The following is a 26,253-nucleotide window of genomic DNA, read 5'->3' as shown; positions in this document are numbered from 1 at the left end:
TAAGAACCGGAGCTTGCTCTGCAGCGGCAGCCCCGCCAATGGATGGATTTCCTCTTCTACTGGACATTTTCCACCTTCGACGCCGCACGGATCCGGTGGCGGTAGGTCGACGGGGTTTCACCGGTCAACCGTTTGAAGAAGCGGAAGAAGTAATTCACGTCCTCGAAGCCGAGAACGCCCGCGAGTTCCTTCATGCTGATCCCGGAGAACGAAAGATATCGCCGCGCCTCCTGGACGATGCGATCGTTCAGCACCGCCTTCGGTGATCGCCCGGCACTGTCCTGGCACAGCTCGTAAAGGCGCGACTGCGTTATGTTGAGGTCCTGCGCATATCGGGCGACGGACCAGTGTTCGGGATAATGCATTTCGACGGATTCGAGAAATCGCCGATAGAGCGACGGCTGGCCGCTGCCTGAAGCAGACGCCTGGCCGTCTTGCGTTCCCAGTTCGAGTACCTTGGCGACAATGAAGGCCGCCAGCAACCGGACGGCCCCCTGCCGAGAGGGGGCTGCCGAGCGGAGCTCGGGCGCCAGCAGGCTGAAGCAGCTCAGGATCACGTTGACCGTCTCCTGCCCCTTTTCGCAGGAAAGATCTGCACAGAAGGGACGAAGCGCCTCCCGTTGAACCGGTAGATCATGGTGTCGAGCCATCTGCCACAGCAGGTCCTGGCGGACGGTCAGCACATGCCCGATTGCATCACCACACAATGAAAATGCGTGCGGCACGGCAGGCGGAGTGAAGAAGACGGCGGGACCCGTGCCTGCATGGCGCTCTTCATCGAGAACGAAATGGAACATGCCCGACTCGATGACATGAATCTGCAGGCAGTCGGCGTGGCGATGGGGCGGCGGCATGCGCCCCATCAGTTCGGCAAACCGGTGGATGGTCTCGTATTGAACTCCCGCCTGCGAGACGGGCTCGCCCCACAGGTCCATGACATTGATGTCCGGTATCACGCTGCTGGGACGCGTGAGATCCGGAAGGGAGAGCGTCGCGCCGGCGACGTCACCAGGCAAGGTCGCGCGATTTTCCCATTGGCGGCCTTGCCTCTGTGGGTGACGCAGTTCACTGCGGCAGGCTGAAGACGACATTTGTCTGGCCGGTGCCCGATGAGGGGAAGTATTCCGTGATGACCTCGCCGCGTCCCTGATACCGGTCCCAGCCCAGCGCTCCGAACAGCATCACGGTGTCATGCATGTCGCCCTCGCCGTCGCAATACTCGGCATAATCCGGCAACATCTTGAGGAAAGTCGAAAAATCGCCGTTCTGCCATAGTTCGAGCACGCGCAGATCGACCTGCCGGTTGAACTCGGAGGAGATCGTGGTGGTCCCGTTGTTCTTGGCGTAGAGCTCGTTGGGCCAGATCTTGTGGGAGAGGGAGCCGGACGCGATCAGGGCGACGTTTGAATCGCTCGCTTCGATGGCTTCCATGATGGCCTCCCCGAGGCGCCGCGACGACTCGTGGCTGTGCACGGTGCACATTGCGCCCACGGATACGACCTTCATCTTCCGCTCCAGGTTGCGCATCATGAAACGCATGGGAACGATCGTGCCGTATTCGAGATCGAGACTGTCGATCTGGTGTGAAAGGGTCGAGACCCCCTTGGCATTGGCCTTTTCGGCGATCAGATCGCCCAGGGCGGGATTGCCCTCGAATTCGTAGTCGAGGTTCCGGATGAATTGCGGGAACTCGTGGCTGGTGAACCTTCCCTTGAAGTGATGGTTTGCATTGATGTGATAGCCGGCGTTCACCAGCCAGTGTGTATCCAGCACGATGGCGGTGTCCGCGCCAGCCAGCATCGCGCGTCGACCGATCTCGGCATGACCGTCTATCGCCGCCTTTCTCAAGCCTTTGAGCGGACCCTCCATTTCGGAAAGCAGCATTGTCGGCACGTGTGTGACTTTGGCCGCCAGTACGAGTTTGCCCATCATTTCCTCCCAGAAAGTCGTTAACGTGTTATCTATATGTTGCGCGCCGTGAGGTCACTTTGATCTGAATCAAATGAACGGATCGGCGCGAGATGTGCTGTTGGCGGAATAGGCCGCTTGCTCGATCCCTACGATCCTCGCACAGCAGTCTGGCCGAATGACTGCCCTGTTCCGCGGGTTCGATGCCGACTTGCGGTCGGGATGACGTCGGCCGAAGGACACCCCGCGGCCGTGAGAAAAGGTCAGCCGAAGGCCAGGGTTGGGACGTCGACGATCGTCGACCCGCCGTCAACGGTCAGGGTTGCGCCAGTGATCATGGATGCCTCCGACGAGCAGAGGAACGCGATCACGGTCGCCACCTCGTCGGGATGGGCGGGGCGACCGAGAGGGACATCGCGCGTGACAATGCCATAGGCTTCCTCGCGGCTGGCAAGGTTCATCCTCGCCCGCAGCTCATCCATCTCCGCGTCGGCCATCTCGGTGGTAACCCAGCCGGGGCAGACCGCGTTGCAGCGGACGCCTTGCCGGCCGAAGTCACGGGCGATGGAGCGAACGAGCCCGATCTGGGCATGTTTGGTCACCGTGTAGCCGAATGCGCTGGCGGGTGCCGCGAGACTGGCGATGGAGGCGGTCACGGCAATCGCGCCCTTGCGGCGCACCAGTTCCGGCATTGCCGCGCGCAGCAAGACGAATGCCGTGTCGAGGTTCGCCCGGCAGGCATCCGTCCAATCGCGGTCGGTGGTCTCGGCGATTGTCGCAAAACCATGGCCGCCGGCATTTGCCACCACCACGTCGAGGCCGCCGAATTCTTCGACGGCTTGCGCAACTGCCGACTGAGCCTGAACCGGATCTGCCGCATCGCCGACGAAAATGGCCGCCCCGATCGGTTCGGCGACGGTTTCCAACTGCCCCTGGCGCCTGCCCATGATGACGACCTTTGCACCCTCTTGTGCCAAGCGTCGCGCCGTTGCCGCCCCGATGCCGGTCCCGCCACCCGAAATCAGAGCCACCTTGCCAGCATACCGGCCGTTCATCGGGCGATACTCCCCGCCGGTACGATGCCTTCGGCGACCCATGCGTCGAATTTCGCCAGCACGGCATCGCAGAACTCGGCATCGTTGATGTGACAATCCAGTGCCGTCATTTCCACCCGTCCACGCATCGCCGCTTCGATTTCGGCGGTGAATGCCGCCAGACCCTCCGGATCATGCGCCGCTTCTCCGGGACGGTCCCATTCCTCGATGCCGCCTTTCGGAAGAATGAAGTGGGTGGCGCCACCTGCTTGGGCGAGGCGTTCCGCCATGGCGCGGGCGAGGTGGCGGCGCTCCTCGACATTGAACGCCACGTTCTTGATCAGCCGATTATGCTGATGGAAGGGGCGATCCTGGAACCGGTCGGGAATATCCTGCCAGCCGGCGAGATCCAGAATGTCCGCCGCACCGGGCGCCACCAGTTGCGGTGTCCGGCTGCGTCCGGCGCCCGACAGCCGGTCGGTGCCGGCACTGACGAGGGAACCGTGCTGAACGTTGACGAATTCCTGCAGGGAGAAGTCCATCACACAGGCAAAGACGCCCTCGGCCGCGAGCCGCTCGAAAGCCATGCCACCCATACCGGTCGTGTGGAAGACGGCCACGTCATAGCCCCGCTTCATCAGTTCCGGATGCAGCCTCTTCATGTATTTCAGGCATGACGATCCGAGCGAGGTCATGCCGATGACGGGTCGGTCGAAGGACGGGGCCTCGACCGCGCGGGCGGAACCGAGGACGGCGCCGGCCGCCTGGCTGAGCGACGACTTGCACAAGGGGTTGAGACCATAGAGACCACCAGCCCAGAGGATGAACTGCACGTCGGCCGCCATACGCTCGGCGGCAATCAGCGGCGAGCCCGCCACCGTCGAGACGAGATATTTCGGTACGCCGATCGGCAGAGATTGGGCGCAGTCGAGCGCAAGATCCGTGCCCATGGTGCCGCCCAATGCGATCATGCCGTCGAAGCGGCCCTCATCGAAGAGGCGCCGCGTCATCACGGCTGCCCCGGCGCTCATGCGTTCGAAGGCTTCGCCCTCTTCGCCGAGGGCAATCAGGTCGGGTATCGTCGTGCCGACGGCTTCCGCCACCTGATGCTTGCTCACTGCGACCGGAAAAGTGGCGTCCCCGAGGATGCTGACATCCATGGCAAGTGTGGCGCCGCCCTGGGCCTCGATGCGCTCGATGAGATAAGCGAGTTCCGCGGCTTTCGTGTCGAACGTGCCAATGACCAGAATTGTCTTTTTCATGGTTCCCCCTTTGACATTCGGGCTTATTGGAAAAAGGCAGTACAAAGGTTGTGTGCTTCGGCCACGAAGCGCTCGTTGCGCAGCGTCCCACCCGTCTCGTGTATCCTCGGCACGATCCAGCCAACATAAGACAGTGCACGTATCGTGATGAAAACATCAAGGCTCGTAAGGTCCAGCACTCGCCGGCTGAGATAGCCTTCAATGAGGGCAGCCTTCAGGTCGGGATAGTCCGGTTCGGTCATGTTCTTCAGCAGAACCGTCGCCATGTCGAACTGCCGATAGCCGAAGCCGCCGTCGTCGAAATCGATGATCTTGATCGTCTCTCCATCAAGCAGCACGTTTTCGCGGACGAGATCCGCATGGATCAGTCCGTAATCCAGGTCGGGACACAGTTCCGCAACCCGGTCCCGTGCCGCCTGCCGGAAGCGGAGAAACAGCTCCCGGGTATCCTCGGAGAGTGTGGGGTTTTCCCAGAAACGCCCCCATACGGGCGTGTCGCCCAGGAGACCTTCCAGGTCCCAGTGGCAACGCTTGAAACCGGGCGGACGCTTCCAGGCGTCACATGCTGCGTGCAGACCCGCCATTTCCGAACCGATGGCATGAAACGCGCCCAACCGGTCCTTTAGGGCGAGCGGTTGGCGGCTCTTGCCGAGTGGAGTGCCCGGCAGCCAGCTGACGACGTCAACGAAGAAGGTGTCGACGCATTCGAGAAGCCGGCCATTGCGTGACGGCAGTGGCCGCGGCACGTGCAGGCCTGCCTTCTCCATGGCTTCCAGCCAATTGAGTTCGGCGACGAGTTCGTCCATCTCGCGATAGCCGGGCCGCTTGATCCGAAGCGCGAAGTCGCCTCGCGCGGATTTCACATGGTAGACCCGGTTTTCCCTGCCGGCCACGAATTCGCAGTCGGCGCCCGTCAGTCCCCAGACTGCAAGTGAGGCCTCTAACGCAGCGCTCATATCGACTCCACCGCCTCGCCGATGGCTTCATCGAGCGTCGTCATCAGCAAGTCGAGATGCTCCTCTGCGAACGGCATCGGTGGACGGATCTTCAGGGTGTTCTTGTGACGCCCCAGTTTCGAGAGGATGATGCCGCGATGCCGCATCTGGTTGACGACGCGGTCGACAAAGGCGATGGCCGGCCCCTTGCTCTCGCGGTCGAGCACGAATTCGGCGCCGAAGACCATGCCGGACTGGCGGACATCCCCAATGATCGGGTACCTGCCGGCCAGTTCCGTCAGGCGTCGATGGGCCAGAAGGCCCATCTTTTCGGCGTGCGCCTGAAGCTTCTTCTCCTGCAATTCCTCCAGCACCGCCATGGCGGCGGCGCAACTGACCGGATTGCCGCCGAAAGTGTTGAAATAGCGGAAGGACTTGCGAAAGCGCGCCATGATCTCGCCGCTGGTGACGAGACCGGCGACGGGATGGCCGTTGCCCATCGGCTTGCCCATGGTCACGACGTCAGGGATGACGCCTTGCTTCTGGTGCGCCCAGAAATGCGTGCCGCAGCGGCCGAAGCCGGACTGCACCTCGTCGCAGATTAGAAGACCGCCAGATCGCTTGACGGCCTCGGCCGCCGGTTTCAACCAGCCCTGCGCTTGCGCGGGAAAGCCCTCGTTCAGGAAGAGCGGGCACACAACGAGCGCCGCAAATCCGATGCCGCTCCTTTCCAGGTCGTCGATCGCCTCCTGCACCTTTTCGGCGAAGCGCTGGCCGTCCGGATCGGGGATACGATAGCTGTCGGGCGCTTCGACGTGACGGAAATACTGGCCGAGGCCGAAGCCCACTTCCGGTACGTTGCTTTTGGAAAGATGGCTCACGAGCGTGGTATTGCCATGATAGGTGGCATCCGTGGCAATGATGCCCCGCTTGCCGGTCACCGCCTCGGCCATGCGCAGCGCTATATCGTTGGCCTCCGAGCCCGTGCAGGTCAGGATTGCGGTCTTCAGCGGATCGTCATAGGTCGCGGTCAGGCGCTCCACATAGTCGAGAATGCCTTCGTGCAGGTAGCGGGTATGTGTATTGAGCGTCGCCGCCTGCCGGCAGATCGCTTCCACGACACGCGGATTGCAGTGCCCGACATGCGGAACGTTGTTGTAGCAGTCGAGATACTTGCGGCCGTCGTTATCCCATAGCCAGACGCCTTCTCCGCGCACCACGTGAACGGGTTCGTCGTAGAATGTCGAGACGTTGGGGCCTAGCAGGGCGCGGCGGCGCGCAACGAGGTCATTCATGGTCGTACCTTCTCTGTGTATTCGTGCAGTTGCCAAGGGTGCGGTACCCTCCTCGTCCGGCGTCATGGCTGAGGGCCGGTCGGGCTTTCCTGACGCCTTTTGCGGAAGCTGGTGATCGCGAACACGATCAATGCGGTCACGGCCAATCCGATCAGCGTGGCGGAGATCGGTCGCTCGAAAAAGACCAGCAGATTGCCGTTCGACAGGCTCATGGACTGCGCGAAGCGCCATTCGAAGAGCGGGCCGAGCACCAGGCCGATCACCATCGGGAAGGCCGGGATGTCGTTGCGGATCATGATCCGGCCGATGATGGCGAAGACGACCATGATCAGCGCATCGCTGATGCGGTAGTTCTGCGTATAGGAGCCGATCAGTGCCAGGATCATAACGCAGGCGCCGATGAAGCGGGGATTGATGTTGGCGAGGCGCGTTATGTATTTCGTCGCGAACAACAGGATCACCAGGATCAGGATGTTGACGAGAAAGAGCGAGGCGTAGAGGCCGCTGACGAAATCCGGATGATCGACAAACAGCCGGGGTCCAGGCACGATGTTGTGAATCATGAAGACAGTCAGGACCATCGCCATCAGCGGATCGGTCGGCATGCCGAGTGACAGCAGCGGGATGAGAACGGTCGAGGTGCAGGCCGAGATGGAGCTTTCCGACGCGATCAGACCTTCCGGAGCGCCCTTGCCGAAACGTTCAGGCGTCTTGGACAGGCGCTTGGTGATGGAATAGCTCAGGAACTGCGCCCCGAATTCACCAACGCCGGGCAGAAGGCCCATGGTGAGGCCGAGGCCCACCGAGCGGCCCAGGACCTTCGGATAGCGCAAGGCCTCCAGAAGACCGCGGAAGCGGTTGGTGTATTCGATCTTGACGGCCGGACCCGTTCGGGTTGGTGTGGTCAGCAGCACGAAACCCTGGCTCATGGCGAAGAGCCCGATGACCGCCGGTACCAGCGGCACGCCGCCGAGGAGCCAGCTTTCGTTGAAAGTGTAGCGCTGGGTGTTGAAGACGCTTTCCATGCCTACGGTGCCGAGGAACATGCCCATCCCCAGCGACATGATCGCGCCGCCGATCTGGTTGTAATGGGCGAGGATCACGGAGGAGATCGCCAGGATCGCGATGGCGACATATTCCGGGGCGCCGAAATTCGCAGCGATCCTGGCCAGGTAGGGCGCAAGGAATACCAGGGCGAGGACGGAGCAGATGCCGCCGATGAAGGAAGAGGAATAGGCCAGCGACAAGGCCCGATGGGCCTCGCCTCGGCGGGTCATCGGATAGCCGTCATAGGTGGTCAGAACATTGACCGGTGTGCCGGGCACCTTTATCAGGATTGCCGGAATGGCGCCTCCGTACCAAGCGCCGCCATAGGCGCCGAGCAAGAGGGTGATGCCGGCCAGGGGCTCGAGTTGCAGCGAGAACGGCAAGAGGATCGCCATCGCGCCGGCAGGTTCCAGCCCGGGAATGGCGCCCACGGTAATGCCGCAGACCGCGCCGAGAAGCAGGGCCAGGAGAACCTGGTAGGTCGTGATGTGTTCGATACCGGCAAGGATGCTGTCCATGGGGGATCCTCAGAGGTAGATAGCAATCGACCGGACGAACCAGTCAGGAAAGAAGTTCTCGTAGAGCGGCGCCATCGGGAACCACAGGTCCATCCCGACGCGGAACACGATCACGACGAGGACGACGAATAAGGCGGCCTTCAGACGCCACGCCGTGCCGCGCAGTCCGGCCATCCAGACCACGACCTGGAGAAAGATGAAGGACGAAAGGGCAAAGCCGATCCAGCCGACAGCAAAGAGATAGACGAGAAAGACGGCCGAATAGGAGAGCGCCGGGCCGAGCGCGCCGAAAGCCCAGAAGGACCTTTTCCAGAAGTCGCCCGAAAATCCGGCCGCCCTGCCGGAGCGCAGCCAGGATACCACCTGGAACAGCGCAGCGATTATGGTCGCGGTCAGGGTGAAGATCGGCCATGTCGAGGGCTCGACCCACCAACCCTTTTGCATGGGGGCCGACCGCGTCGCGATCGGTAGAAGCAGGAGGAAACCGACGGCCAGGAGCGTGAAGATCAATGCGATCAGGCCCTGTGCCTCGGGATGAATGAACTCGGTATGCTCCGGATCGTCGGGCAGCGGTACGCCATGCGGCACCGGCTCGAAACCGGCAGACCCCTGTTCGGTGGTCATGGTTTCTCCTTTGCGGCTTTTGCCGCGAGATCGGTTTACATCGGCTGGAATGGAGGAGCCTGCAGTTCGGCTCACGTGGAAAGGGGGCGGCTAGGGCCACCCCCCACGTCACGTCATTTCTGGGTGTCGGCGACCAGAGCTTCGGCTGCCGTATAATCCGCATCGATCCGGGCCTTGGCCTCGGTCGGTCCGATCCAATAGACCCCGGCTCCGGTATTCTTCGACACTTCCTGTGCCTTTTCCGAGGCCATGGCCTTCTCGGCAATCGCGGCCAGCTTGTCGACGATCTCCTGCGGCGTGCCCTTCGGCAGGAAGAGACCGTTCCACAAGGTGATCTTCAGCCCCGGCACCTGCTCGGACAGAAGCTTGACGTCGGGAGTGAGCGAAAGCGGCTTGTCGGTATAGGCGGCGAGGACCTTGACACTGTCGAGGCAGGGCAGGACCAGCGCCATCGACGTCGCCATCACGTCAACGTCACCCGACTGCAGCAGGGCGCAGTCGAGAAGATCGGCCGGCGTGTCGGCGGCAAACTTGAAGCCCAGCTTGTCGGCTGCGGCGAAAGTCGCCATTGTCGGAATAACGTCGTAACCGAAATGGCCGAGCTTGACCGGCTTGTCCTTGGCATAAGCCGCGAGGCTCGCCATGTCGCTGTACGGCGCATCGGCGCGACCGACCAGAGCGAAGGGATAGGTAAGGAAGATGCCGACCGGCTCGAAACTGGCCCGATCATAGGGGGCGATCTGTTTGATCACATGAACCGTCGGGACATCGATCACGAAAGATCCGACCGTATAGCCGTCGGGGTTGGCCTGGGACACGAAGGTCGCGCCTTCCACGGCGCCACCGCCGGGTCGGTTGACGACCTTGGCCGGTACCCCGGTTTCCTGGGTGAATTCGTCTGCGATGATGCGCGTCAGCTGATCTTCCAGGTCGCCTGGAGGCCACGGCACGACAAAGGTCACCGGGCGTTCGGGATATTCCGCCATCGCAGGTGGTGCGAAGGCAAGCAGAGCGAGTCCGACCATAAGCAAGCGTGATTTAAGCATTGACAACCCCTCTTTGGTTTATTATTGTCACCACTAGTTCAATATTAGCTCCCAGCTCTATTGTCGTCAATCAATTTTGAACGATTTGGCGTGCGGGATCTGTGTCCGGTGATGGGTTTCATGTCGACAACGGTAGCCAAAGCTCTCTCTCTGTTGGATTTTTTCTCGGAAGCGGAGCCTGAAATCGGACTGTCCGAACTCGCCCGCCGGTCCGGTATAGACAAGGCAACCGTGCACCGCATGCTCGTGGTCATGTGTGATCGTGGCCTTGTGGAACAGCGTGGCGGTGCCCGTCTTTACCGCTTGGGTGCGGGCGTGTTGCGGCTGGCACGTGTGCGCGAGACGGCCTTCCCAGTGACCTCGGTCTTTCAGCACTCGCTCGACGCAATATCGGGGGAGATTGGGGAGACTGCTCATGCCTCACTGATCTCGGGGCGGGCGCTGGCGACGATCGGTGTCTCCGAGAGCAATCGCGGCAGTCGCGTTTCGCTTGTTGCCGGGGAAATCCTGCCGATGCACAGCACAGCCTCGGGACTGGTGATTCTGGCGTTTTCCAAGCCGGAGGTGGTAGCGCGCATCCTCGGTGAGACGCTGATCGCTAAGACATCCCGCACACTGACGGATCCGAGCGTGTTGAACGTACGCCTTCAAGAGATCCGTCTCACCGGTTTCGCCGAGGCAGATCAGACGAACGAAGACGACGTCTACGGGATCGCCGTTCCGGTATTCGATCGCGACGGCGCGCCCGTGGGGGCGCTCGCGGTTGCCACGCCCGCTCACCGGATGACAAACGAACTTCGGCGTCAAGCCATTGCCGCGCTGTTCCGGGAGGCTGAAAAGGTCAATCATGGGACGGACGGGCGCCCGCCGGCCGCATTCGTGGCGGCGGCTTCCCGATTTGCCCAAGCTCAGCACTGAACTCTTCCCGTTCCGCTGACATCCCTACTTGCTCCGCCATGCGACTGGGCCCCGCCACAAGCGGGGTTGACCGATTCCGTTCTCCGGCGCATGATATAAACCGATGGTGTAAATATCAAACCAAGCAAATCGGGGCCACCATGAACCAAGACCGTATTGACGTGCTTCGCGCGGTTCCGCTCGCAGCCTTCCAACACGTGATTAACGGACGCCGTGTTTCCGCCTCGGACGGTGGTGCCATGTCCGTGATCTCGCCGGTCGACGGGACGGTGCTCACGACGATGGCACGCGGGACGCGGGAGGATACCGATGCCGCCATCGCCGCCGCCCGGCAGGCATTCGACAGCGGCATCTGGTCCGACCTGGCTCCGGCGGTGCGCAAGAAGATCCTGCTTAATTGGGCCGCCCTGATCGAAGCAAATGCCCTGGAACTCGCTGTTCTCGGCGTGCGCGAAAACGGCACGGAAATCGGCATGGCGCTGAAGGCGGAGCCGCTGTCGGCGGCTGCCACGATTCGCTATTACGCTGAAGCCGTCGACAAGCTGTTCGGCGAGGTCGCTCCGACGGATCCCGCTTTCCTCGGGCTCGTCCATCGCGAGCCTGCGGGTGTCGTGGGCGCCGTCGTTCCCTGGAATTTTCCCCTGATGATCGGCGCCTGGAAGTTCGGCCCGGCTCTCTCCGCAGGATGTACCATGGTGCTCAAGCCGGCGGAAACCGCTTCGCTCGGTCTGGTGCGGCTGGCCGAATTGGCCCTGGAGGCAGGCATGCCGGCCGGCGTGTTCAACGTGGTGACCGGCGAGGGGGCCGTCGTCGGTGCTCGGATCGCGGAATCCATGGACGTCGATGTCCTGGTGTTCACTGGCTCCGGGTCAACCGGACGACGGCTGCTCGAAGCTGCGGCTCGGTCGAACCTCAAACGGGTCTATCTGGAACTCGGCGGAAAGTCGCCGAACATCGTGTTCGCGGACGCTCCCGATCTGGACGAGGCCGCGAGGGTGTCGGCACACGGCATCTTCCGGAATTCGGGCCAGGTTTGCATCGCCGGTTCACGCCTTCTCGTCGAGCGCCGGATCCATGAGGAATTCGTCGAAAAACTGGCCTTCCATGCCGCATCGATCAGGGTCGGCAATCCGCTCGATACGGCAACCCAATCCGGTGCGGTCAATTCCGAGCGGCAACTGAGGCAGAACCTGCAATTCGTTGAGGAGGCGCGCGGCCAGGGGCGCAAGGTCATCGGCGGCCAGCGTATCCTGGAGGAAACCGGCGGTTTCTACATGTCACCTGCCATCGTCGCGGATGCGGCGAGAGAAGACCGCGTCTTCCAGGAAGAGGTGTTCGGTCCCGTCCTCGCTGTGACGGCCTTTGACACCGAGGCGGAGGCCGTGGCTCTCGCCAACGATAGCAAATACGGCCTCGCGGCAGCGATCTGGACATCCAACCTGTCGCGCGCCCACCGGATGGTGCGCAAGATCAGGGCCGGGTTGGTGCACGTCAACACTTACGGCGGCTCCGACCTCACCATTCCGTTGGGCGGTGTCAAGCAGTCGGGTAATGGACACGACAAATCGCTCCATGCCTTCGACAAGTACCTGGATCTCAAGACGGCATGGATAAAGCTGTGATGCGCGCACTGGTTCTCGATTTCGGCGGAGTGATCTCCAAGACACTGTTCGAAACGCATTCACTGTCGGAGGCCGCGCTCGGGCTGCCTTCGGGAACGCTGACGTGGCGGGGGCCCTTCGACCCAGACGGCGACGATGCCTGGCGCGCGATGCAAGCCGGAGAGATGACGGAGCGCGACTACTGGGCCTTGAGAATGCGCGAGACCGGCGCCCTCATCGGCGAAGCGTGGACGGAATTTCCGGAGTTCGTCGGCCGCCTGCGCGGAGCCGAGCCGGAAGCTGTCATCCGTCCGGAAGCGCTCGACGCGATCACACGGGCCAAGGCGTCCGGCTACAAGCTCGCGATCCTGTCGAACGAGCTTGATCTCTTCTATGGCAAGGATTTCCGCTCCAGACTGCCCTTTCTAGCGGATTTCGATCTGATCGTGGACGCGACCTATACAGGGATACTGAAACCCGATCCCCGAGCCTTCCGGTTTGTGACTGACGGATTGGCGATCGAGGCGAAAGACTGTGTCTTCGTCGATGACCAGGCCAAGAACTTAAACGGCGCCGTCGCGGTCGGCATGCCGTATGTCCATTTCGATGTCACGCGTCCGGGCGAGAGCTATGCGCTTGCGCTCGACATGCTCGCACAGGGAAACTAAGCGAATGAAGACCTCCAATTACCTCAAGGAAAACAACGCCAAGCGCCTGTGGCATCCGATGGCGCACCCGGCCGAGAGCCTCGCCAGCCCGCCCGATATCATCGTCGAGGGGGAGGGCGTCGAAATCGTCGATGTCGACGGCCACCGATTGCTCGATGCCGTTGGCGGGCTATGGAACGTCAATCTCGGCTATTCCTGCGAGCCGGTGAAAAAGGCGATCGCCGCGCAGCTCGATCGGCTTCCATACTACTCGATCTTTCGCGGCACGACGAATGACAATGTCATCGAGCTTTCCGAGATGCTGGCGGAATTCTTCGCGCCGGACGGTCTGTCGCGGGCGTTCTTCACGTCGGGCGGATCGGACAGCGTCGAGATCGCGCTGCGGCTTGCGCGTCAGTATCACAAGATCCGTGGCGAGGCCGGGCGCGTCAAGTTCCTCAGCCTGAAGAAGGGCTACCACGGCACCCATACTCTCGGTGCATCGGTGAACGGGAACTCGAATTTCCGGACGCAGTACGAGCCGCTGATGCCCGGCTGTTTCCACACGCCGGCGCCGTATACCTATCGAAACCCGTTCAATGAATCAGACCCCGAGCGGCTTGCGCAGCTTTGCCTCGCAGCGGTCGAGGACGAGATCAAATTCCAGGATCCCTCGACGATCGCCGCCTTCATCATGGAGCCGGTGTTGGGTGCCGGAGGTGTCATCCCGCCGCACAAGAGCTTCATGCCGGGCCTGCGGGCGATCTGCTCGAAATACGGCATCCTGTTGATCGCGGACGAGGTGATCACGGCTTTCGGGCGCACCGGAAGCTGGTCCGGTTCCCGCCATTGGGGCGTGAAGCCCGACCTGCTTTGCTCGGCCAAGGCCATCACCAACGGCTACTTTCCCTTCGGGGCGGTCATGGTGTCGGATGCAGTGGCCGAGGTGTTCGAGAAGGATACGTCCGGCAAGGGTGCCATCGGATCGGGTTACACCTATTCTGGCCACCCGGTCGGTGCGGCGGCGGCCATTGCCTGCCTGAAGGAAACGGAACGGCTGCAGGTCGCGACAAATGCCGCGGCGCGCGGGGACGAGCTTTTTGCCGGCCTGCAGGCTCTCATGACAAAACACGGCGCCGTTGGCGACGTGCGCGGCGGGCAAGGCCTGATGTGTGCGCTAGAACTCGTGTCCGATCGCGGCACCAAGACGCCGATCGACAAGAAGAGCATCGGCAAGGTGCATCGGGTCGCTTACGAGGCCGGCGTCATGGTGCGCGTTTCCGGCAACAACATCATTCTGTCTCCGCCGCTGATCATCACTGCGACCGATGTCGCAAAGATCCTGTCGGCTTTGGATGCGGGTCTCGCAGCGCTCTGACTTGTGTCCTGGCAATTGCCGGTTGGAAAACGGATGCCTGTCCGAGGCGGAGCATAGACCCGCAAGTGTCGGTCGGTGGATGCTCGCGCAGAATCGGGCTCAATCGGAGCGCTGGGGTGAGATTGGCCCTTAATCAGGATTCGTCGTATCGGCGAGCTCACTCAGAAGATGGAGCAGGAGGTCCATCTTCTCTTCGCCGAACTTGCGTTCGAGATCCGCATAGATGAGACGACTTTCGGGCGTGACTTCCTCAATGACGCGGAGGCCCGCCGGAGTGATCTGCAACAGCACGCGCCGACCATCGGCCTCGTCGCGGGCCTTCTTAATCAGGCCGTGACTTTCGAGCGTCTTGATCATCCGCGTCAATGAAGGGCCAAGGATGAAAGTGCGTTCGGCCACTTTGGTGGCATCTACTACACCGTTTTCTGCGAGAAAGCGGATCACGCGCCACTGTTGTTCCGTGAGGTCATGCGCCGCCAGCATTGGTCGAAAATGCGTCATGACCGCTTCGCGCGCACGAAGCAATGCAATCGGCAGCGAACGTTTCACATTGCGCGGCAGCAGCGCGTCCTGCTCCAGTTCGGGTCTCTTATTCTCGGCAATGGTCATGCGTCCTCTATGAGCAAGTTCGAGGCCATTTGCAAACATTCCTTGCTGTCGCCGTTCCCTCCTTGACAGATCCGTCAAAACACTTAACCTGTTAAATAGAAACAACGGAGGAGCCATTGCCGCATTTCACATTCGACTACTCGGCCAATCTCGAGGGTTTGGTCGACTTGAAGGCTTTGGCGAAGCTCATCCATCAGACGATGATGGAAACGGGCCTCTTCGAGCTCGGGGCGATCCGCGTGCGCGGCTTTCGCACTGACGTCTATGCGGTGGCCGATCTGCTCGAGGAAAACAGCTTCATCGACATGTCGTTGCGCATCGGCAAGGGGCGCAGCGAAGCGGATCGCAAGCGCGCGGGCGATGCCATTTTCGCCGCAGTCGGCGATTTTTTGGCCGAGCGCTTCGAGACGCCGCATTTCATGCTGTCGCTCGAAATCCGTGAGATCGACGCGGATTTGAGCTGGAAGAAGAACGCCATTCATCCGCGGCTTCGACAGAAGACCATTTGACAACTGACAAAAGACATAAGGCGTCGGCTCGACGCACAGCAAGTCCAGGGAGACGGATGCATGGCATCGTTTGAAGACAATCTGAGCAAGGCCAAGGCCTATCTGAAAAAGTTCGAGGGCGGCGTGAAAAACCGCATCGGCGGAGAGGATCTCGACGCTCTCGACGGCTCGACCTTCGAGACCATTTCGCCGGTGGATCTCGGTGTCTTGGCCAAGGTTGCGCGCGGCAAGGCCGCGGACATCGATCTCGCGGCCAAGGCGGCGAAGGCCGCCTTCGCCGAATGGGCCGCGATGCCGGGCGATGCCCGCAGGAAACTGATGCACAAGATCGCCGACGCAATCGAGGCGCGGGCGGAAGAGATCGCCTTCGTCGAATGCATGGACACCGGACAATCGCTGAAGTTCATGGGCAAAGCGGCGCTGCGTGGTGCGGAGAACTTCCGCTTCTTCGCGGACCGGGCGCCGGAAGCGCGGGACGGCAAGTCGTTGCGGGCGCCGGGGCAGGTGAACCTGACCACCCGCGTGCCGATCGGCCCGGTGGGTGTCATCACCCCCTGGAACACCCCGTTCATGCTGTCGACCTGGAAAATCGCGCCGGCGCTGGCAGCTGGCTGCACGATCGTCCACAAGCCCGCTGAATTTTCCCCGTTGACGGCGCGCCTGCTCGTGGAAATCGCCGAAGAGGCGGGTCTGCCCAAGGGTGTCTGGAACCTGGTCAACGGCTTCGGCGAGGATGCCGGCAAGGCGCTGACGGAGCATCCGCTGATCAAGGCGATCGGTTTCGTCGGTGAGAGCCGCACCGGCTCGATGATCATGAAGCAGGGTGCCGACACGCTGAAGCGGGTGCATTTCGAGCTCGGCGGCAAGAACCCGGTCGTGGTCTTTGCCGACGCCGACCTGGAACGCGCTGCCGATGCGGCCGTCTTCATGATCTATTCGCTGAACGGCGAACGCTGCACATCCTCGTCGCGACTGCTGGTCGAGGAGAAGATCTACGACCAGTTCACCGCCATGGTCGCGGAGAAGGCCAAGCGGATCAAGGTCGGCCATCCGCTCGATCCGCAGACGGTCATCGGGCCGCTGATCCATCCTGTGCACGAGAAGAAGGTGCTGGAATACATCGAGATCGGCAAGTCGGAAGGGGCCAAGGTCGCGGCCGGCGGCGCGAAGTTCGAAGGTCCCGGCGGCGGCTGCTATGTCTCGCCGACGCTGTTTACCGGAGCGAACAACCAGATGCGCATAGCACAGGAGGAAATCTTCGGCCCGGTGCTGACCGCGATCCCGTTCCGCGACGAGGACGAGGCCCTGTCGCTCGCCAACGACGTCCAGTACGGCCTGACCGGTTATCTCTGGACATCGGACGTCACGCGGGCCTTCCGCTTCACCGACCATCTCGAGGCCGGGATGATCTGGGTGAATTCGGAAAACGTCCGGCACCTGCCGACGCCGTTCGGCGGCGTGAAGAATTCCGGAATCGGCCGCGACGGCGGTGACTGGTCCTTCGATTTCTACATGGAAACCAAGAACATCGCATTCGCCACGAAGCCGCACGCCATTCAGAAGCTCGGCGGCTGAATTTCACACGACACGATCGACGCCTGCGGCGCCAACCGCAGGCCGGAGGAGGACATCATGGCACTACCGGAACCCAATCTGTACCCGCCCTTCAACATCGTGCGGCTCAGCCACGTGGAATTCGGCGTGACCGATCTTGCCCGTTCGCGCGCCTTCTACGTTGACACGCTCGGCCTGCAGGTGACCGACGAGACGTCGGATGCGATCTATCTGCGTGCGATGGAGGAGCGTGGCCACCACTGCATCGTTCTGCGCAAGTCCGACAAGGCCGAAGCGCGGGATCTCGGCTTCAAGGTCTATGACGAAGCCGAACTGGAAAAGGCGGCACGCTTCTTCGACGGCAAGGGGCTCGGTGTCGAATGGGTCGAGCGGCCCTACCAGGCGCGGACCTTCCGCACCCGCGACCCGCACGGCACGCCGCTGGAATTCTACGCAAAGATGGACCGCCTGCCGCCGATCCATCAGAAATACGCGCTCTATCGCGGCGTCAAGCCGCTGCGCATTGACCACTTCAACTGCTTCTCGCCGAATGTCGATGAAAGCGTCGCCTTCTACAACGAGATCGGTTTCCGGGTCACCGAATACACCGCCGATGAAGAGACGGGCCGTCTCTGGGCCGCCTGGACCCACCGCAAGGGGGGCGTGCACGACATCGCCTTCACCAACGGCAAGGGTCCCCGTCTGCATCATACGGCCTTCTGGGTGCCGACGCCGCTCAACATTATCGACCTGCTCGACCTGATGTCGACCACCGGCTGGGTCGCCAATATCGAGCGCGGTCCGGGTCGTCACGGCATCTCGAACGCCTTCTTCCTCTACATCCTCGATCCGGACGGCCATCGCATCGAGATCTATTGCTCGGATTACCAGACCGTCGATCCCGATCTGGAGCCGATCAAGTGGGACCTGAAGGATCCGCAGCGCCAGACGCTGTGGGGGGCGCCGGCGCCGCGTTCGTGGTTCGAGCACGGGAGCCTGTTTGCAGGAGCTGCTGTCCGTGAGTCCGACCTGAAGGCGCAGCCGATCATCGCGCCTTGACCTCATCCTGCGGGCAGCACGGCACACGTGCTGCCCGATCGATCCTCTCAGCAAGGCCAGTTCATGCAGCTCAAGGACCCGACACTCTTCCGCCAGGCCGCCCTCGTCGGGGGTGCCTGGATCGAGGCCGATCCGGCCAATTCCATCGCGGTGGACAATCCCGCAACCGGTGAGATCATCGGGCGCGTGCCTAACCTCGGAGCGACAGAAACCCGTGCCGCGATCGAGGCCGCCAGAGTGGCGCAGGTCGAATGGGCCGGCCGGACTGCCAAGGAACGAAGCGTCATCCTGCGCCGCTGGTACGAGCTGGTCATGGCCAGCCAGGACGATCTCGGACGAATCCTGACCCTCGAGCAGGGCAAACCGCTCGCCGAGGCCAAGGGGGAAATCGCCTATGGCGCCTCCTTCATCGAATGGTTCGCCGAAGAGGCGAGACGGGTCTACGGCGATATCGTCCCGGGTCATCAGAGGGACAAGCGCATCCTGATCATGAAGCAGCCGGTCGGTGTGGTCGCTGCGATCACGCCGTGGAATTTCCCGAACGCGATGATTACCCGCAAGGCGGGTCCGGCCTTCGCCGCCGGTTGCGCCATGGTTCTGAAACCGGCCTCGCAGACACCGTTCTCGGCCATCGCGCTCGCCATCCTCGCCGAGCGCGCCGGTGTGCCGAAAGGCCTGTTCAGCGTACTGACCGGCTCGGCCCGCGTGATCGGTGCGGAACTGACCTCGAGCCCGGTCGTGCGTAAGCTGACCTTTACCGGCTCCACCGAAGTGGGAGCGGAACTCTACAGGCAGTCGGCGCCGACCATCAAGAAACTGGGGCTGGAACTCGGCGGCAACGCGCCCTTCATCGTCTTCGACGACGCGGATCTCGATGCGGCGGTCGAGGGCGCGCTGATCGCGAAATTCCGCAACAACGGCCAGACCTGTGTGTGCGCCAACCGCATCTATGTACAGGATGGCGTCTACGAGGCCTTCGCGGAGAAGCTGGCAACGGCCGTCGGCAAGCTCAAGACTGGTAACGGCTTCGACGAAGGCGTCATTCTTGGCCCGTTGATCGACGAAAACGCACTCCAAAAGGTCGAGGAACATGTCCAGGATGCGGTGGCCAAGGGTGGCCGCGTCATCCAGGGCGGCAAGCGCCATAGCCTCGGCGGCACCTTTTTCGAGGCGACGGTAGTTGCCGATGTCACCAAGGCCATGGCCGTCGCCCGCGAGGAAACCTTTGGTCCGGTCGCGCCGCTCTTCCGTTTTGCCGATGAGGCGGATGTGATCGCGCAGGCCAACGACACCGAATTTGGGCTCGCCTCCTATTTCTACGCCAAGGATCTCGCGCGCGTCTTTCGTGTCGCCGAGGCCCTGGAGTATGGGATGGTCGGCGTCAATACGGGACTGATCTCGACAGCGGAAGCCCCCTTTGGCGGCGTCAAGCTCTCGGGCCTCGGACGCGAGGGATCGCGTTACGGCATCGAGGAATTCACCGAAATCAAGTATGTTTGCCTCGGCGGCGTCGAGTGAGGAGCACGTCCATGTCCCATCCCCGTTTTCTGAGCTTCAGCACGCCCACCGGCCGGCAAGGCTTCGGTCTTCTCGTCGAGGGCGGCATCGTCGATCTTTCCGTGCGATATGCCGGGCAGTATCCGACATTGCGCGAGGTTATTGCCGACGGAGCGCTCGCAACGTTGGCAGAGCGGCACGCGGACGACAAGGCGGACATGGCGCTGACAGAGGTTTCGTTCGAAATCCCGATCCCCGCGCCGGAGAAGCTGATCTGCGTCGGCGTCAATTTCCCGGACCGCAACGAGGAATATAAGGACGGGCAGGCGGCCCCCGCCAATCCGTCGCTGTTCATCCGCTTTCCTCGCTCCTTTACCGGCCATGACCAGCCGTTGATCCGTCCACCGGAAAGCCCGCAGCTCGATTACGAGGGCGAGATTGTCGTCGTCATCGGCAAGGGTGGCCGACGGATCGCGGAAAAGGATGCCCTCGATCACATCGCGGCGCTGACGCTCTGCAACGAGGGTACGATCCGCGACTGGGTACGACACGCCAAATTCAACGTGACCCAGGGCAAGAATTTCGACCGGACCGGATCGATCGGCCCCTGGCTCGTTCCGTTCGTGGACGAGAGCCAGATCGCTGACATCAAGCTCGAAACCCGAGTCAATGGCGAGGTTCGCCAGAGCGACCGCACCAGCCGGATGATCTTTTCCTTCCGCAAGATCATCAACTACATCTCGACCTTCACCACACTCGTTCCGGGCGACGTGATCGTCTGCGGCACGCCGACCGGTGCCGGCGCCCGCTTCGATCCGCCGATCTGGCTGAAGCCGGGCGATGTCGTCGAAGTCGAGGCGGATGGACTTGGGATTCTTCGAAACACGATCGCTGACGAGGCCTGACATGCTGACGAAAGAAGAGATCGAAGCCGCCGCCGCCAGGCTCGACGAGGCAGAGCGCACGAGAGTTCAGACTGGTCTGATGTCGCTCGCCCATCCGGGCATCGACATGGATGACGCCTATGCCATCCAGGCGTCCTGGGTGAAGCGGAAGGTCGCCGCAGGGCGCAAGGTCATCGGCTGGAAGATCGGCCTGACCTCCAAGGCCATGCAATATGCGCTCAACATCAACATCCCGGACTCCGGTGTTCTCTTCGATGACATGGTCTTCGAGGATGGCGCCACCGTTCCGAAGGATCGCTTCATCCAGCCGCGCATCGAGGCCGAGATCGCCTTTGTCATGAAGGCGCCGCTGAAAGGGCCGGGCGTTACCGTCTTCGACGTGCTGAATGCCACGGATTACATCACGCCGGCCCTGGAGATCCTCGATACCCGCATTCTGCGGGTGGATCCGGAGACGAAAAAGGCGCGGACGGTGTTCGACACGATTTCTGACAATGCCGCCAATGCGGCGATCGTCACCGGCGGCCGCGCGGTCAGACCGGATGCCTTGGACATGCGTTGGATGGGCGCCATCGTCAGCCGGAATGCGGAAGTCGAGGAGACGGGGCTGGGTGCCGGTGTGCTGAACCAGCCGGCACGGGGTGTTGCCTGGCTCGCCAACCGGCTGGCCCAGTATGGCGACGGCATCGAAGCGGGTCAGATCGTGCTCGCCGGCTCGTTCATCCGTCCCGTCGAGGCCCGCCACGGAGACACGATCGTCGGCGACTTCGGTCCCTATGGAACCGTCAGCCTGTTTTTCGAATGAGTGAGCAGAGGCGGACCAAGCTGGCCGTCTGGCATAGAAGTGAACGGAGGCCGTGATGCCCGCACCTGTCAACAGCTTCAAGCGTGGTTTGAAAGAGGGCCGTTTGCAGATCGGCCTGTGGCAGGCTCTTGGAAGCCCGAACACGGTCGAAATCTGCGCCGGTGCCGGCTACGACTGGCTGTTGCTGGATGCCGAGCACGGGCCGAGCGACGTGCCGCGGCTGGCCGAGCAGTTGCGCGCCATGCGCGGTTCGCCGTCGCATGCGATCATCCGCCCTCCCATCGGTGAGACCTGGGTGATCAAGCAGATGCTGGACATCGGCGCCCAGACCATCCTCGTGCCCATGGTGCACGATGCGGCGCTTGCGGCCGAGATGGTCAAGGCCGTGCGTTACCCGCCGCAGGGCGTTCGCGGTGTCGGCGCAGCGTTGGCGCGTGCCTCGGATTTCAACCGTATCGGCGACTATCTGCAGACGGCGAACGACGAGATCTGCCTGCTGGTGCAGGTGGAAAGCCGCGTCGCGATCGATAATCTCGACGCGATCTGCGCCGTCGGTGGTGTCGATGGCGTGTTCATCGGCCCCTCCGATCTGGCAGCGGACATGGGATATCTCGGGCGGCCGGGCGCTCCCGAAGTCCAGGAAGTGGTGGAGCGATCCATTGGTCGGATCCTCGCCTCCGGCAAGGCCGCCGGGATCCTGATCGGCGATCTCGGGCTGGCGAAACGCTATGCTGAGCTCGGAGCCACGTTCGTGGGGATCGGCAATGATGTGGGATTGCTCAGCAATGCCGCAGCGCGATTGCTCAAGGATTTCAACGATGCAAAGCCGACGCAGCCGACGGCGGGCGTGAAGGTCTACTGAACGGCGAAGGGATCTGCACCTGGAGTTTGACAAACATCAGATTTGTTAACATGCTCAATAACTAGGTGACCGACTTTGGGAGGAGGCGGACATGCACTTGGGGAGCTTGGGACGTTGCGTTCCGACGCAATGGATGACGCGTGAGTTCGACGCCTGGACGTCGGATCTGAAATCCATCTGCGGCCATTTCAATCCCACCCGATACGACGGATCAAACGTCGTGCGCGGCGGTGCTGCCCTGTCTCACGCCGCCGGAGTGGAACTGGCGCAGGTTTCGAACGACCTCGATTACATCCGCCGTGATCCCGACGACATCCGGGCTGACCAGGGCGACAACCTGTTCCTGCTGCTGCAGCTGGAAGGCTCCTGCGGGGTCGAGCAGTCGGGCCGTCAGGAACAGCTCCATCCGGGCGAGTGCATCCTCGTCGATTCCACGAGGCCGTCGATCTTCTATTTCGGTGGCTCGTTTTCCAATCACCTGTCCGTGCATCTGCCCAGGCAGATGCTGCTGTCGGATCGGGCGGTCCGTATCTCGGTGACACGCAAGATCAAGGCGGATGATCCGATGTCGATCATGCTCGGCGCACTCGTGGCCAAGATGATGAGTACCTCAAGCGACGACAACCGGGCGCCGCATCTCAGGGAATTGCTGTTCAACACGACGCGACAGGCTTTCTCATTCGATCCGGGTGAAGAGCTCTTCGTCCGTGGCGACAGCGGCACGGGACGGCTCGAGGTCGTCCAGGTGCTGATCGACGAGAACCTGACCGAGGACTACCTGACGCCGCAATGGCTCGCCAGCCGTGTCGGCGTTTCGCTGCGGACCCTTCAGGAGGATCTGAGCTCCCAGGGCATGACGGTGACCGGCATGATCAAGCTCAAGCGGCTGCGCCTGGCTCGGGCGAGGCTCGAAAGACTGCGTGGCGCGCATCATCCGGGCGCTATTGCCGACGTCGCCTATTCGGTCGGTTTCAACGATATTTCCTACTTCAATCGCAGCTTCCGCAAGCTGTTCGACTGCTCGCCCAAGGACGTCGTGATGGCCTGATTTGGCATGAGGCGCCTGCCGCGCTTTTGTCCAATTCAGGCCGCGCCGTGATCCAAGAATTACCGACGGGCATTGGCTAGTCTCCTTCCATCGCAGTGCATGGGAGGATGTATCATGCAGAAATTCAAACTTGTCATCGGCGGCAAGGCGGCCCCGACCGCGCGCCATAGAGAGGTCACAAATCCCTCTTCCGGCGAGGTCGTCGGAATGTCCCCGCTGGCCACCATCGACGATCTGAACGCTGCCGTATCCGCCGCCAAGGCCGCCTTTCCGGCTTGGGCCGCCCGTTCTTCCTCCGACCGTGCCGCGCTCTGCGCCCGCGTGGCGGAGACGATCGAGGCGAATGCCGAGGAACTGGCGCGGCTTCTGACGCTGGAGCAGGGCAAGCCGCTCAACGGCCTCGGTTCACGCTTCGAGATCGGCGGTGCTGTTGCCTGGACCCGCCATACGGCTTCCCTCGATCTGCCGGTCGAGGTTGTGCAGGACGGACCGGAAGGCCGGGTGGAACTGCATCGCAAGCCGATCGGCGTCGTTGCCGCCATCACGCCGTGGAACTGGCCGGTCATGATCGCCTGCTGGCATATCATCCCGGCCATCCGCACCGGCAATACGGTGGTCATCAAGCCGTCGCCCAACACGCCGCTGACGACCATCCGTCTCGTGGAACTGATGAACGAGGTGCTGCCGGCCGGCGTGGTCAACGTCATCGCCGACGACAACGATCTGGGCGCAGCGCTCACGTCCCATCCGGATGTCGCCAAGATCACCTTCACCGGATCGACCGCCACGGGGCGCAGCGTGATGGCATCCGCCGCCGATACGCTGAAGCGGCTGACGCTCGAGCTGGGCGGCAACGATGCCGGCATCGTTCTTCCCGATGCCGATCCGAAAGCGATCGCCGAAGGCTTGTTCTGGGGCGCCTTCATCAACAGCGGCCAGACCTGCGCCTGCCTGAAGCGCCTTTACGTGCATGACAGCATCTACGATGCCGTATGTGAGGCACTCGCCGGCTATGCGTCCGCCATCAAGGTGGGCGACGGCCTGGCGGAGGACGTGGTTCTCGGGCCGCTTCAGAATTCGGCCCAGTTCGGAATCGTCTCTGACTTCGTCGAGGATGCGGTCGCCAAGGGCGGTCGGGTTTTGACGGGTGGCGCACCGCAGGGCGGACCGGGTTACTTCTATCCCGTCACCCTGGTCGCCGATGTCGATCATGGTGCGAAGCTCGTCGACCTGGAGCAGTTCGGACCGGCCCTGCCGATCATCCGCTACCATGACATAGAAGAAGCGATCGCCAAGGCCAACGACAATCCGAGCGGTCTCGGCGGCTCGGTCTGGTCGGGGGATGTCACCAAGGCCAGGCAGGTCGCGGCGCGGCTCGAATGCGGTTCGGTCTGGATCAACAAGCACGGTGCGATCCAGCCCAATGCGCCCTTTGGAGGCGTGAAGCAGTCCGGGATCGGCGTCGAGTTCGGCGTCGATGGGCTGAAGGAATTCACCACCATCCAGACCGTTTTCTGCTGAACCGTTCGTCAGGCTTTTTTCAAGGCGCGGCTGTTGTGACACCGTGCGGGAGGCTCAAATGCGTGAGTTTGATTATATCGTCGTCGGTGGCGGGTCCTCGGGTTCCGTGGTGGCCGCACGTCTTTCGGAAAATCCATCCAACAAGGTCCTGCTGATCGAGAGTGGACAGAAGGACACCGACAAGTTCATTCATATCCCCGCCACCTTCTTCAAGGTGATCGAGAAGGGCCGGGACGTGCATTTCTACATGTCCGAACCGGATCCCGGCATCAAGGGCAAGCCGAACGTCGTTCCGCAGGGCAATGTGCTCGGCGGGGGGAGTTCGATCAACGCGATGATCTATATCCGCGGCCAGCGCCAGGACTACGAGACCTGGGCGCAGATGGGATGCCGGTCCTGGTCCTACGACAAGGTGCTTCCCGTCTTCCGTGACATCGAAGGCAACCAGCGGCTCTCCGGAGAGTTTCACGGCGCGGACGGTCAGTTGAAGGTGTCCGACCGCCGCTACGGCCATCCCCTGTCCTGGGCCTTCATCCGTGCCGCCCAGGAGGTCGGGATCAAGTATAACGAAGACTTCAACGGCGCCGAGCAGGAAGGCGTCGGATTTTATCAGACGACGACGAACAATGGTCGCCGCTGGAGCGCCGCACAGGCATTTCTGCGCGACGCCGAGGGGCGCGCCAATCTCGAGATCATGGCCGGGGTCAAGGTCGAAAAGGTCCTGTTCGAGGGGCGGACCGCGGTCGGCGTGCAACTCTCGTCCGGCGAAAGGGTGAAGGCGCGCGGCGAGGTCATCCTGACGGCAGGCGCGATCGCCACGCCCAAGATCCTGCAATTGTCCGGTATTGGTGCAGCCGAGCACCTGCGTTCGCACGGCATCGATGTCGTGGCCGATCTGCCGGGCGTCGGGGAGAACTATCAGGACCATCTCGAGGCAACGGTTCAGGCCGAAGTCAACATCATGTCCCTGTTCGGGCAGGACAAGGGCCTCGCCGCCGCCAGCCACATGCTGCAATACATGCTGATGAAAACGGGTCTGCTGACCTCGACTGTCGTCGAATCCGGCGGCTTCGTCGATACGGCAGGCCTCGGCCAGCCCGACATCCAGTTCCATGTGCTGCCGAGCTTCATCGGCTTCGGAGAGCGTCTGGCCGAGCCGGGACACGGCATCTCGATCGGCCCGTGCTTCCTGCGGCCGCAATCGCGCGGCACGGTCAAGCTCCGGTCGTCCAATCCCGAGGATCCCGCGCTCTTCCACGCCAATTCCTTTGCCAATCCGGCGGATCTGGAGACGCTGGTCCGCGGCGTCGAGCTGGCGATCAAGATTACCGAGGCGCCGTCCCTGGCGAAGATCATCAAGCGTCGCGTCTTGCCGACGCCCGGCATAGAGAAAGATCCGGAGGCCTTGCGCGATTACATCCGAGGCATCTCGAAAACCGTATTCCATCCCTCCGGAACGGCCAAGATGGGCGTTCCGGAGGATCGGATGGCCGTTGTCGACGAGGAACTCAAGGTCTTCGGCGTCGACCGGCTGCGGGTGGCGGACGCCTCGATCATGCCGACGCTCGTCTCGGGCAACACCAATGCACCGACGATCATGATCGGGGAGCGCGCCAGCCGCTTCATCTTGGGGAGGGATCGCGCGGCCTGAGGAGACCGCGCGATCAAAAA

24 protein-coding genes are annotated in these 26,253 nt (G+C 62.2%); 14 read left to right on the top strand and 10 right to left on the bottom strand.

Annotation, left to right across the window (positions count from 1 at the left end):
* Positions 1-56: 56 nt before the first annotated feature.
* The 9 genes from NHF53_RS14675 to NHF53_RS14635 all read right to left on the bottom strand — a co-directional run bounded on the left by NHF53_RS14675 (position 57) and on the right by NHF53_RS14635 (position 9,669).
* Positions 57-1,016: a helix-turn-helix domain-containing protein gene (locus NHF53_RS14675; protein WP_252834791.1), complete on the bottom strand. Its 960-nt coding sequence runs from the start codon at positions 1,014-1,016 to the stop codon at positions 57-59.
* Positions 1,017-1,065: 49 nt separating this feature from the next.
* Entirely contained in the window at positions 1,066-1,929 is an 864-nt protein-coding gene (hpaD, locus tag NHF53_RS14670; protein ID WP_252834790.1) for a 3,4-dihydroxyphenylacetate 2,3-dioxygenase, read from the bottom strand.
* A 242-nt stretch (positions 1,930-2,171) separates the two neighbouring features.
* On the bottom strand, positions 2,172-2,963 hold the full coding sequence (locus NHF53_RS14665) for an SDR family NAD(P)-dependent oxidoreductase (protein WP_252834789.1): 792 nt from the start codon (positions 2,961-2,963) through the stop codon (positions 2,172-2,174).
* On the bottom strand, positions 2,960-4,204 hold the full coding sequence (locus NHF53_RS14660) for a Tm-1-like ATP-binding domain-containing protein (protein ID WP_252834788.1): 1,245 nt from the start codon (positions 4,202-4,204) through the stop codon (positions 2,960-2,962). The genes NHF53_RS14665 and NHF53_RS14660 overlap by 4 nt, the downstream gene beginning before the upstream one ends.
* 23 nt (positions 4,205-4,227) lie before the next feature.
* Entirely contained in the window at positions 4,228-5,160 is a 933-nt protein-coding gene (locus NHF53_RS14655) for a phosphotransferase enzyme family protein (protein WP_252834787.1), read from the bottom strand.
* Positions 5,157-6,434, bottom strand: a complete 1,278-nt coding sequence (locus NHF53_RS14650) for an aspartate aminotransferase family protein (RefSeq protein ID WP_252834786.1) — start codon at positions 6,432-6,434, stop codon at positions 5,157-5,159. Before NHF53_RS14650 ends, NHF53_RS14655 begins: the two co-directional genes overlap by 4 nt.
* Before the next feature lie 62 nt (positions 6,435-6,496).
* Positions 6,497-7,999, bottom strand: coding sequence for a tripartite tricarboxylate transporter permease (locus NHF53_RS14645; RefSeq protein ID WP_114364033.1), 1,503 nt, complete (start codon positions 7,997-7,999; stop codon positions 6,497-6,499).
* A gap of 9 nt (positions 8,000-8,008) precedes the next feature.
* A complete protein-coding gene (locus tag NHF53_RS14640) occupies positions 8,009-8,623 on the bottom strand; it encodes a tripartite tricarboxylate transporter TctB family protein (RefSeq protein WP_252834785.1) in 615 nt (204 codons plus the stop codon).
* 113 nt (positions 8,624-8,736) lie between these two features.
* The gene (locus NHF53_RS14635) at positions 8,737-9,669 is read right to left on the bottom strand and encodes a tripartite tricarboxylate transporter substrate binding protein (RefSeq protein WP_252834784.1); all 933 of its coding nucleotides are present in this window, start codon (positions 9,667-9,669) and stop codon (positions 8,737-8,739) included.
* Positions 9,670-9,789: 120 nt separating this feature from the next.
* On the opposite strand from NHF53_RS14635, the gene NHF53_RS14630 reads away from it, so the two are divergent.
* The 4 genes from NHF53_RS14630 to NHF53_RS14615 all read left to right on the top strand — a co-directional run bounded on the left by NHF53_RS14630 (position 9,790) and on the right by NHF53_RS14615 (position 14,213).
* Positions 9,790-10,587, top strand: a complete 798-nt coding sequence (locus NHF53_RS14630; RefSeq protein WP_252834783.1) for an IclR family transcriptional regulator — start codon at positions 9,790-9,792, stop codon at positions 10,585-10,587.
* A 140-nt stretch (positions 10,588-10,727) separates the two neighbouring features.
* On the top strand, positions 10,728-12,209 hold the full coding sequence (locus NHF53_RS14625) for an aldehyde dehydrogenase family protein (RefSeq protein WP_252834782.1): 1,482 nt from the start codon (positions 10,728-10,730) through the stop codon (positions 12,207-12,209).
* Positions 12,206-12,856, top strand: a complete 651-nt coding sequence (locus NHF53_RS14620) for an HAD-IA family hydrolase (protein ID WP_252834985.1) — start codon at positions 12,206-12,208, stop codon at positions 12,854-12,856. Before NHF53_RS14625 ends, NHF53_RS14620 begins: the two co-directional genes overlap by 4 nt.
* Before the next feature lie 4 nt (positions 12,857-12,860).
* The gene (locus NHF53_RS14615) at positions 12,861-14,213 is read left to right on the top strand and encodes an aspartate aminotransferase family protein (protein WP_252834781.1); all 1,353 of its coding nucleotides are present in this window, start codon (positions 12,861-12,863) and stop codon (positions 14,211-14,213) included.
* A gap of 129 nt (positions 14,214-14,342) precedes the next feature.
* Here the strand turns inward: NHF53_RS14615 and hpaR are convergent, their stop codons facing one another.
* Positions 14,343-14,822 carry a homoprotocatechuate degradation operon regulator HpaR gene (hpaR, locus tag NHF53_RS14610; protein WP_252834780.1) on the bottom strand — a complete coding sequence of 160 codons (480 nt, stop codon included), beginning with the start codon at positions 14,820-14,822 and terminating at the stop codon, positions 14,343-14,345.
* 116 nt (positions 14,823-14,938) lie between these two features.
* Here hpaR and NHF53_RS14605 point away from each other — a divergent pair, with 116 nt between their 5' ends.
* From NHF53_RS14605 to NHF53_RS14560, 10 genes are all read left to right on the top strand, one after another.
* Positions 14,939-15,331: a 5-carboxymethyl-2-hydroxymuconate Delta-isomerase gene (locus tag NHF53_RS14605; protein ID WP_252834779.1), complete on the top strand. Its 393-nt coding sequence runs from the start codon at positions 14,939-14,941 to the stop codon at positions 15,329-15,331.
* 60 nt (positions 15,332-15,391) lie between these two features.
* Positions 15,392-16,906 carry a 5-carboxymethyl-2-hydroxymuconate semialdehyde dehydrogenase gene (gene hpaE, locus NHF53_RS14600; protein ID WP_252834778.1) on the top strand — a complete coding sequence of 505 codons (1,515 nt, stop codon included), beginning with the start codon at positions 15,392-15,394 and terminating at the stop codon, positions 16,904-16,906.
* A gap of 57 nt (positions 16,907-16,963) precedes the next feature.
* Positions 16,964-17,944 (top strand): 3,4-dihydroxyphenylacetate 2,3-dioxygenase, encoded by a 981-nt coding sequence (hpaD, locus tag NHF53_RS14595; protein ID WP_252834777.1) that lies wholly within the window; start codon positions 16,964-16,966, stop codon positions 17,942-17,944.
* 63 nt (positions 17,945-18,007) lie between these two features.
* Positions 18,008-19,462, top strand: a complete 1,455-nt coding sequence (gabD, locus tag NHF53_RS14590) for an NADP-dependent succinate-semialdehyde dehydrogenase (protein ID WP_252834776.1) — start codon at positions 18,008-18,010, stop codon at positions 19,460-19,462.
* An 11-nt stretch (positions 19,463-19,473) separates the two neighbouring features.
* Entirely contained in the window at positions 19,474-20,346 is an 873-nt protein-coding gene (locus NHF53_RS14585) for a fumarylacetoacetate hydrolase family protein (RefSeq protein WP_252834775.1), read from the top strand.
* Between the two features lies 1 nt (position 20,347).
* Positions 20,348-21,151 carry a 2-oxo-hept-4-ene-1,7-dioate hydratase gene (gene hpaH / locus NHF53_RS14580; protein ID WP_252834774.1) on the top strand — a complete coding sequence of 268 codons (804 nt, stop codon included), beginning with the start codon at positions 20,348-20,350 and terminating at the stop codon, positions 21,149-21,151.
* Between the two features lie 55 nt (positions 21,152-21,206).
* Positions 21,207-22,013 (top strand): 4-hydroxy-2-oxoheptanedioate aldolase, encoded by an 807-nt coding sequence (hpaI, locus tag NHF53_RS14575; RefSeq protein WP_252834773.1) that lies wholly within the window; start codon positions 21,207-21,209, stop codon positions 22,011-22,013.
* 91 nt (positions 22,014-22,104) lie between these two features.
* Complete coding sequence (locus NHF53_RS14570; protein ID WP_252834772.1) at positions 22,105-23,061, top strand: helix-turn-helix domain-containing protein; 957 nt, start codon at positions 22,105-22,107, stop codon at positions 23,059-23,061.
* A 114-nt stretch (positions 23,062-23,175) separates the two neighbouring features.
* Positions 23,176-24,582, top strand: coding sequence for an aldehyde dehydrogenase family protein (locus NHF53_RS14565; protein WP_252834771.1), 1,407 nt, complete (start codon positions 23,176-23,178; stop codon positions 24,580-24,582).
* Positions 24,583-24,640: 58 nt separating this feature from the next.
* Positions 24,641-26,233, top strand: a complete 1,593-nt coding sequence (locus NHF53_RS14560) for a GMC family oxidoreductase (protein ID WP_252834770.1) — start codon at positions 24,641-24,643, stop codon at positions 26,231-26,233.
* Positions 26,234-26,253 lie beyond the last annotated feature (20 nt).

The sequence above is a fragment of the Ciceribacter sp. RN22 genome, from assembly GCF_024054295.1.
GTDB classification, from domain to species: Bacteria; Pseudomonadota; Alphaproteobacteria; order Rhizobiales; family Rhizobiaceae; genus Allorhizobium; species Allorhizobium lividum.
Note: the sequence above shows the minus strand (reverse complement) of the source record. Positions and strands in the feature narration are given on the sequence as shown.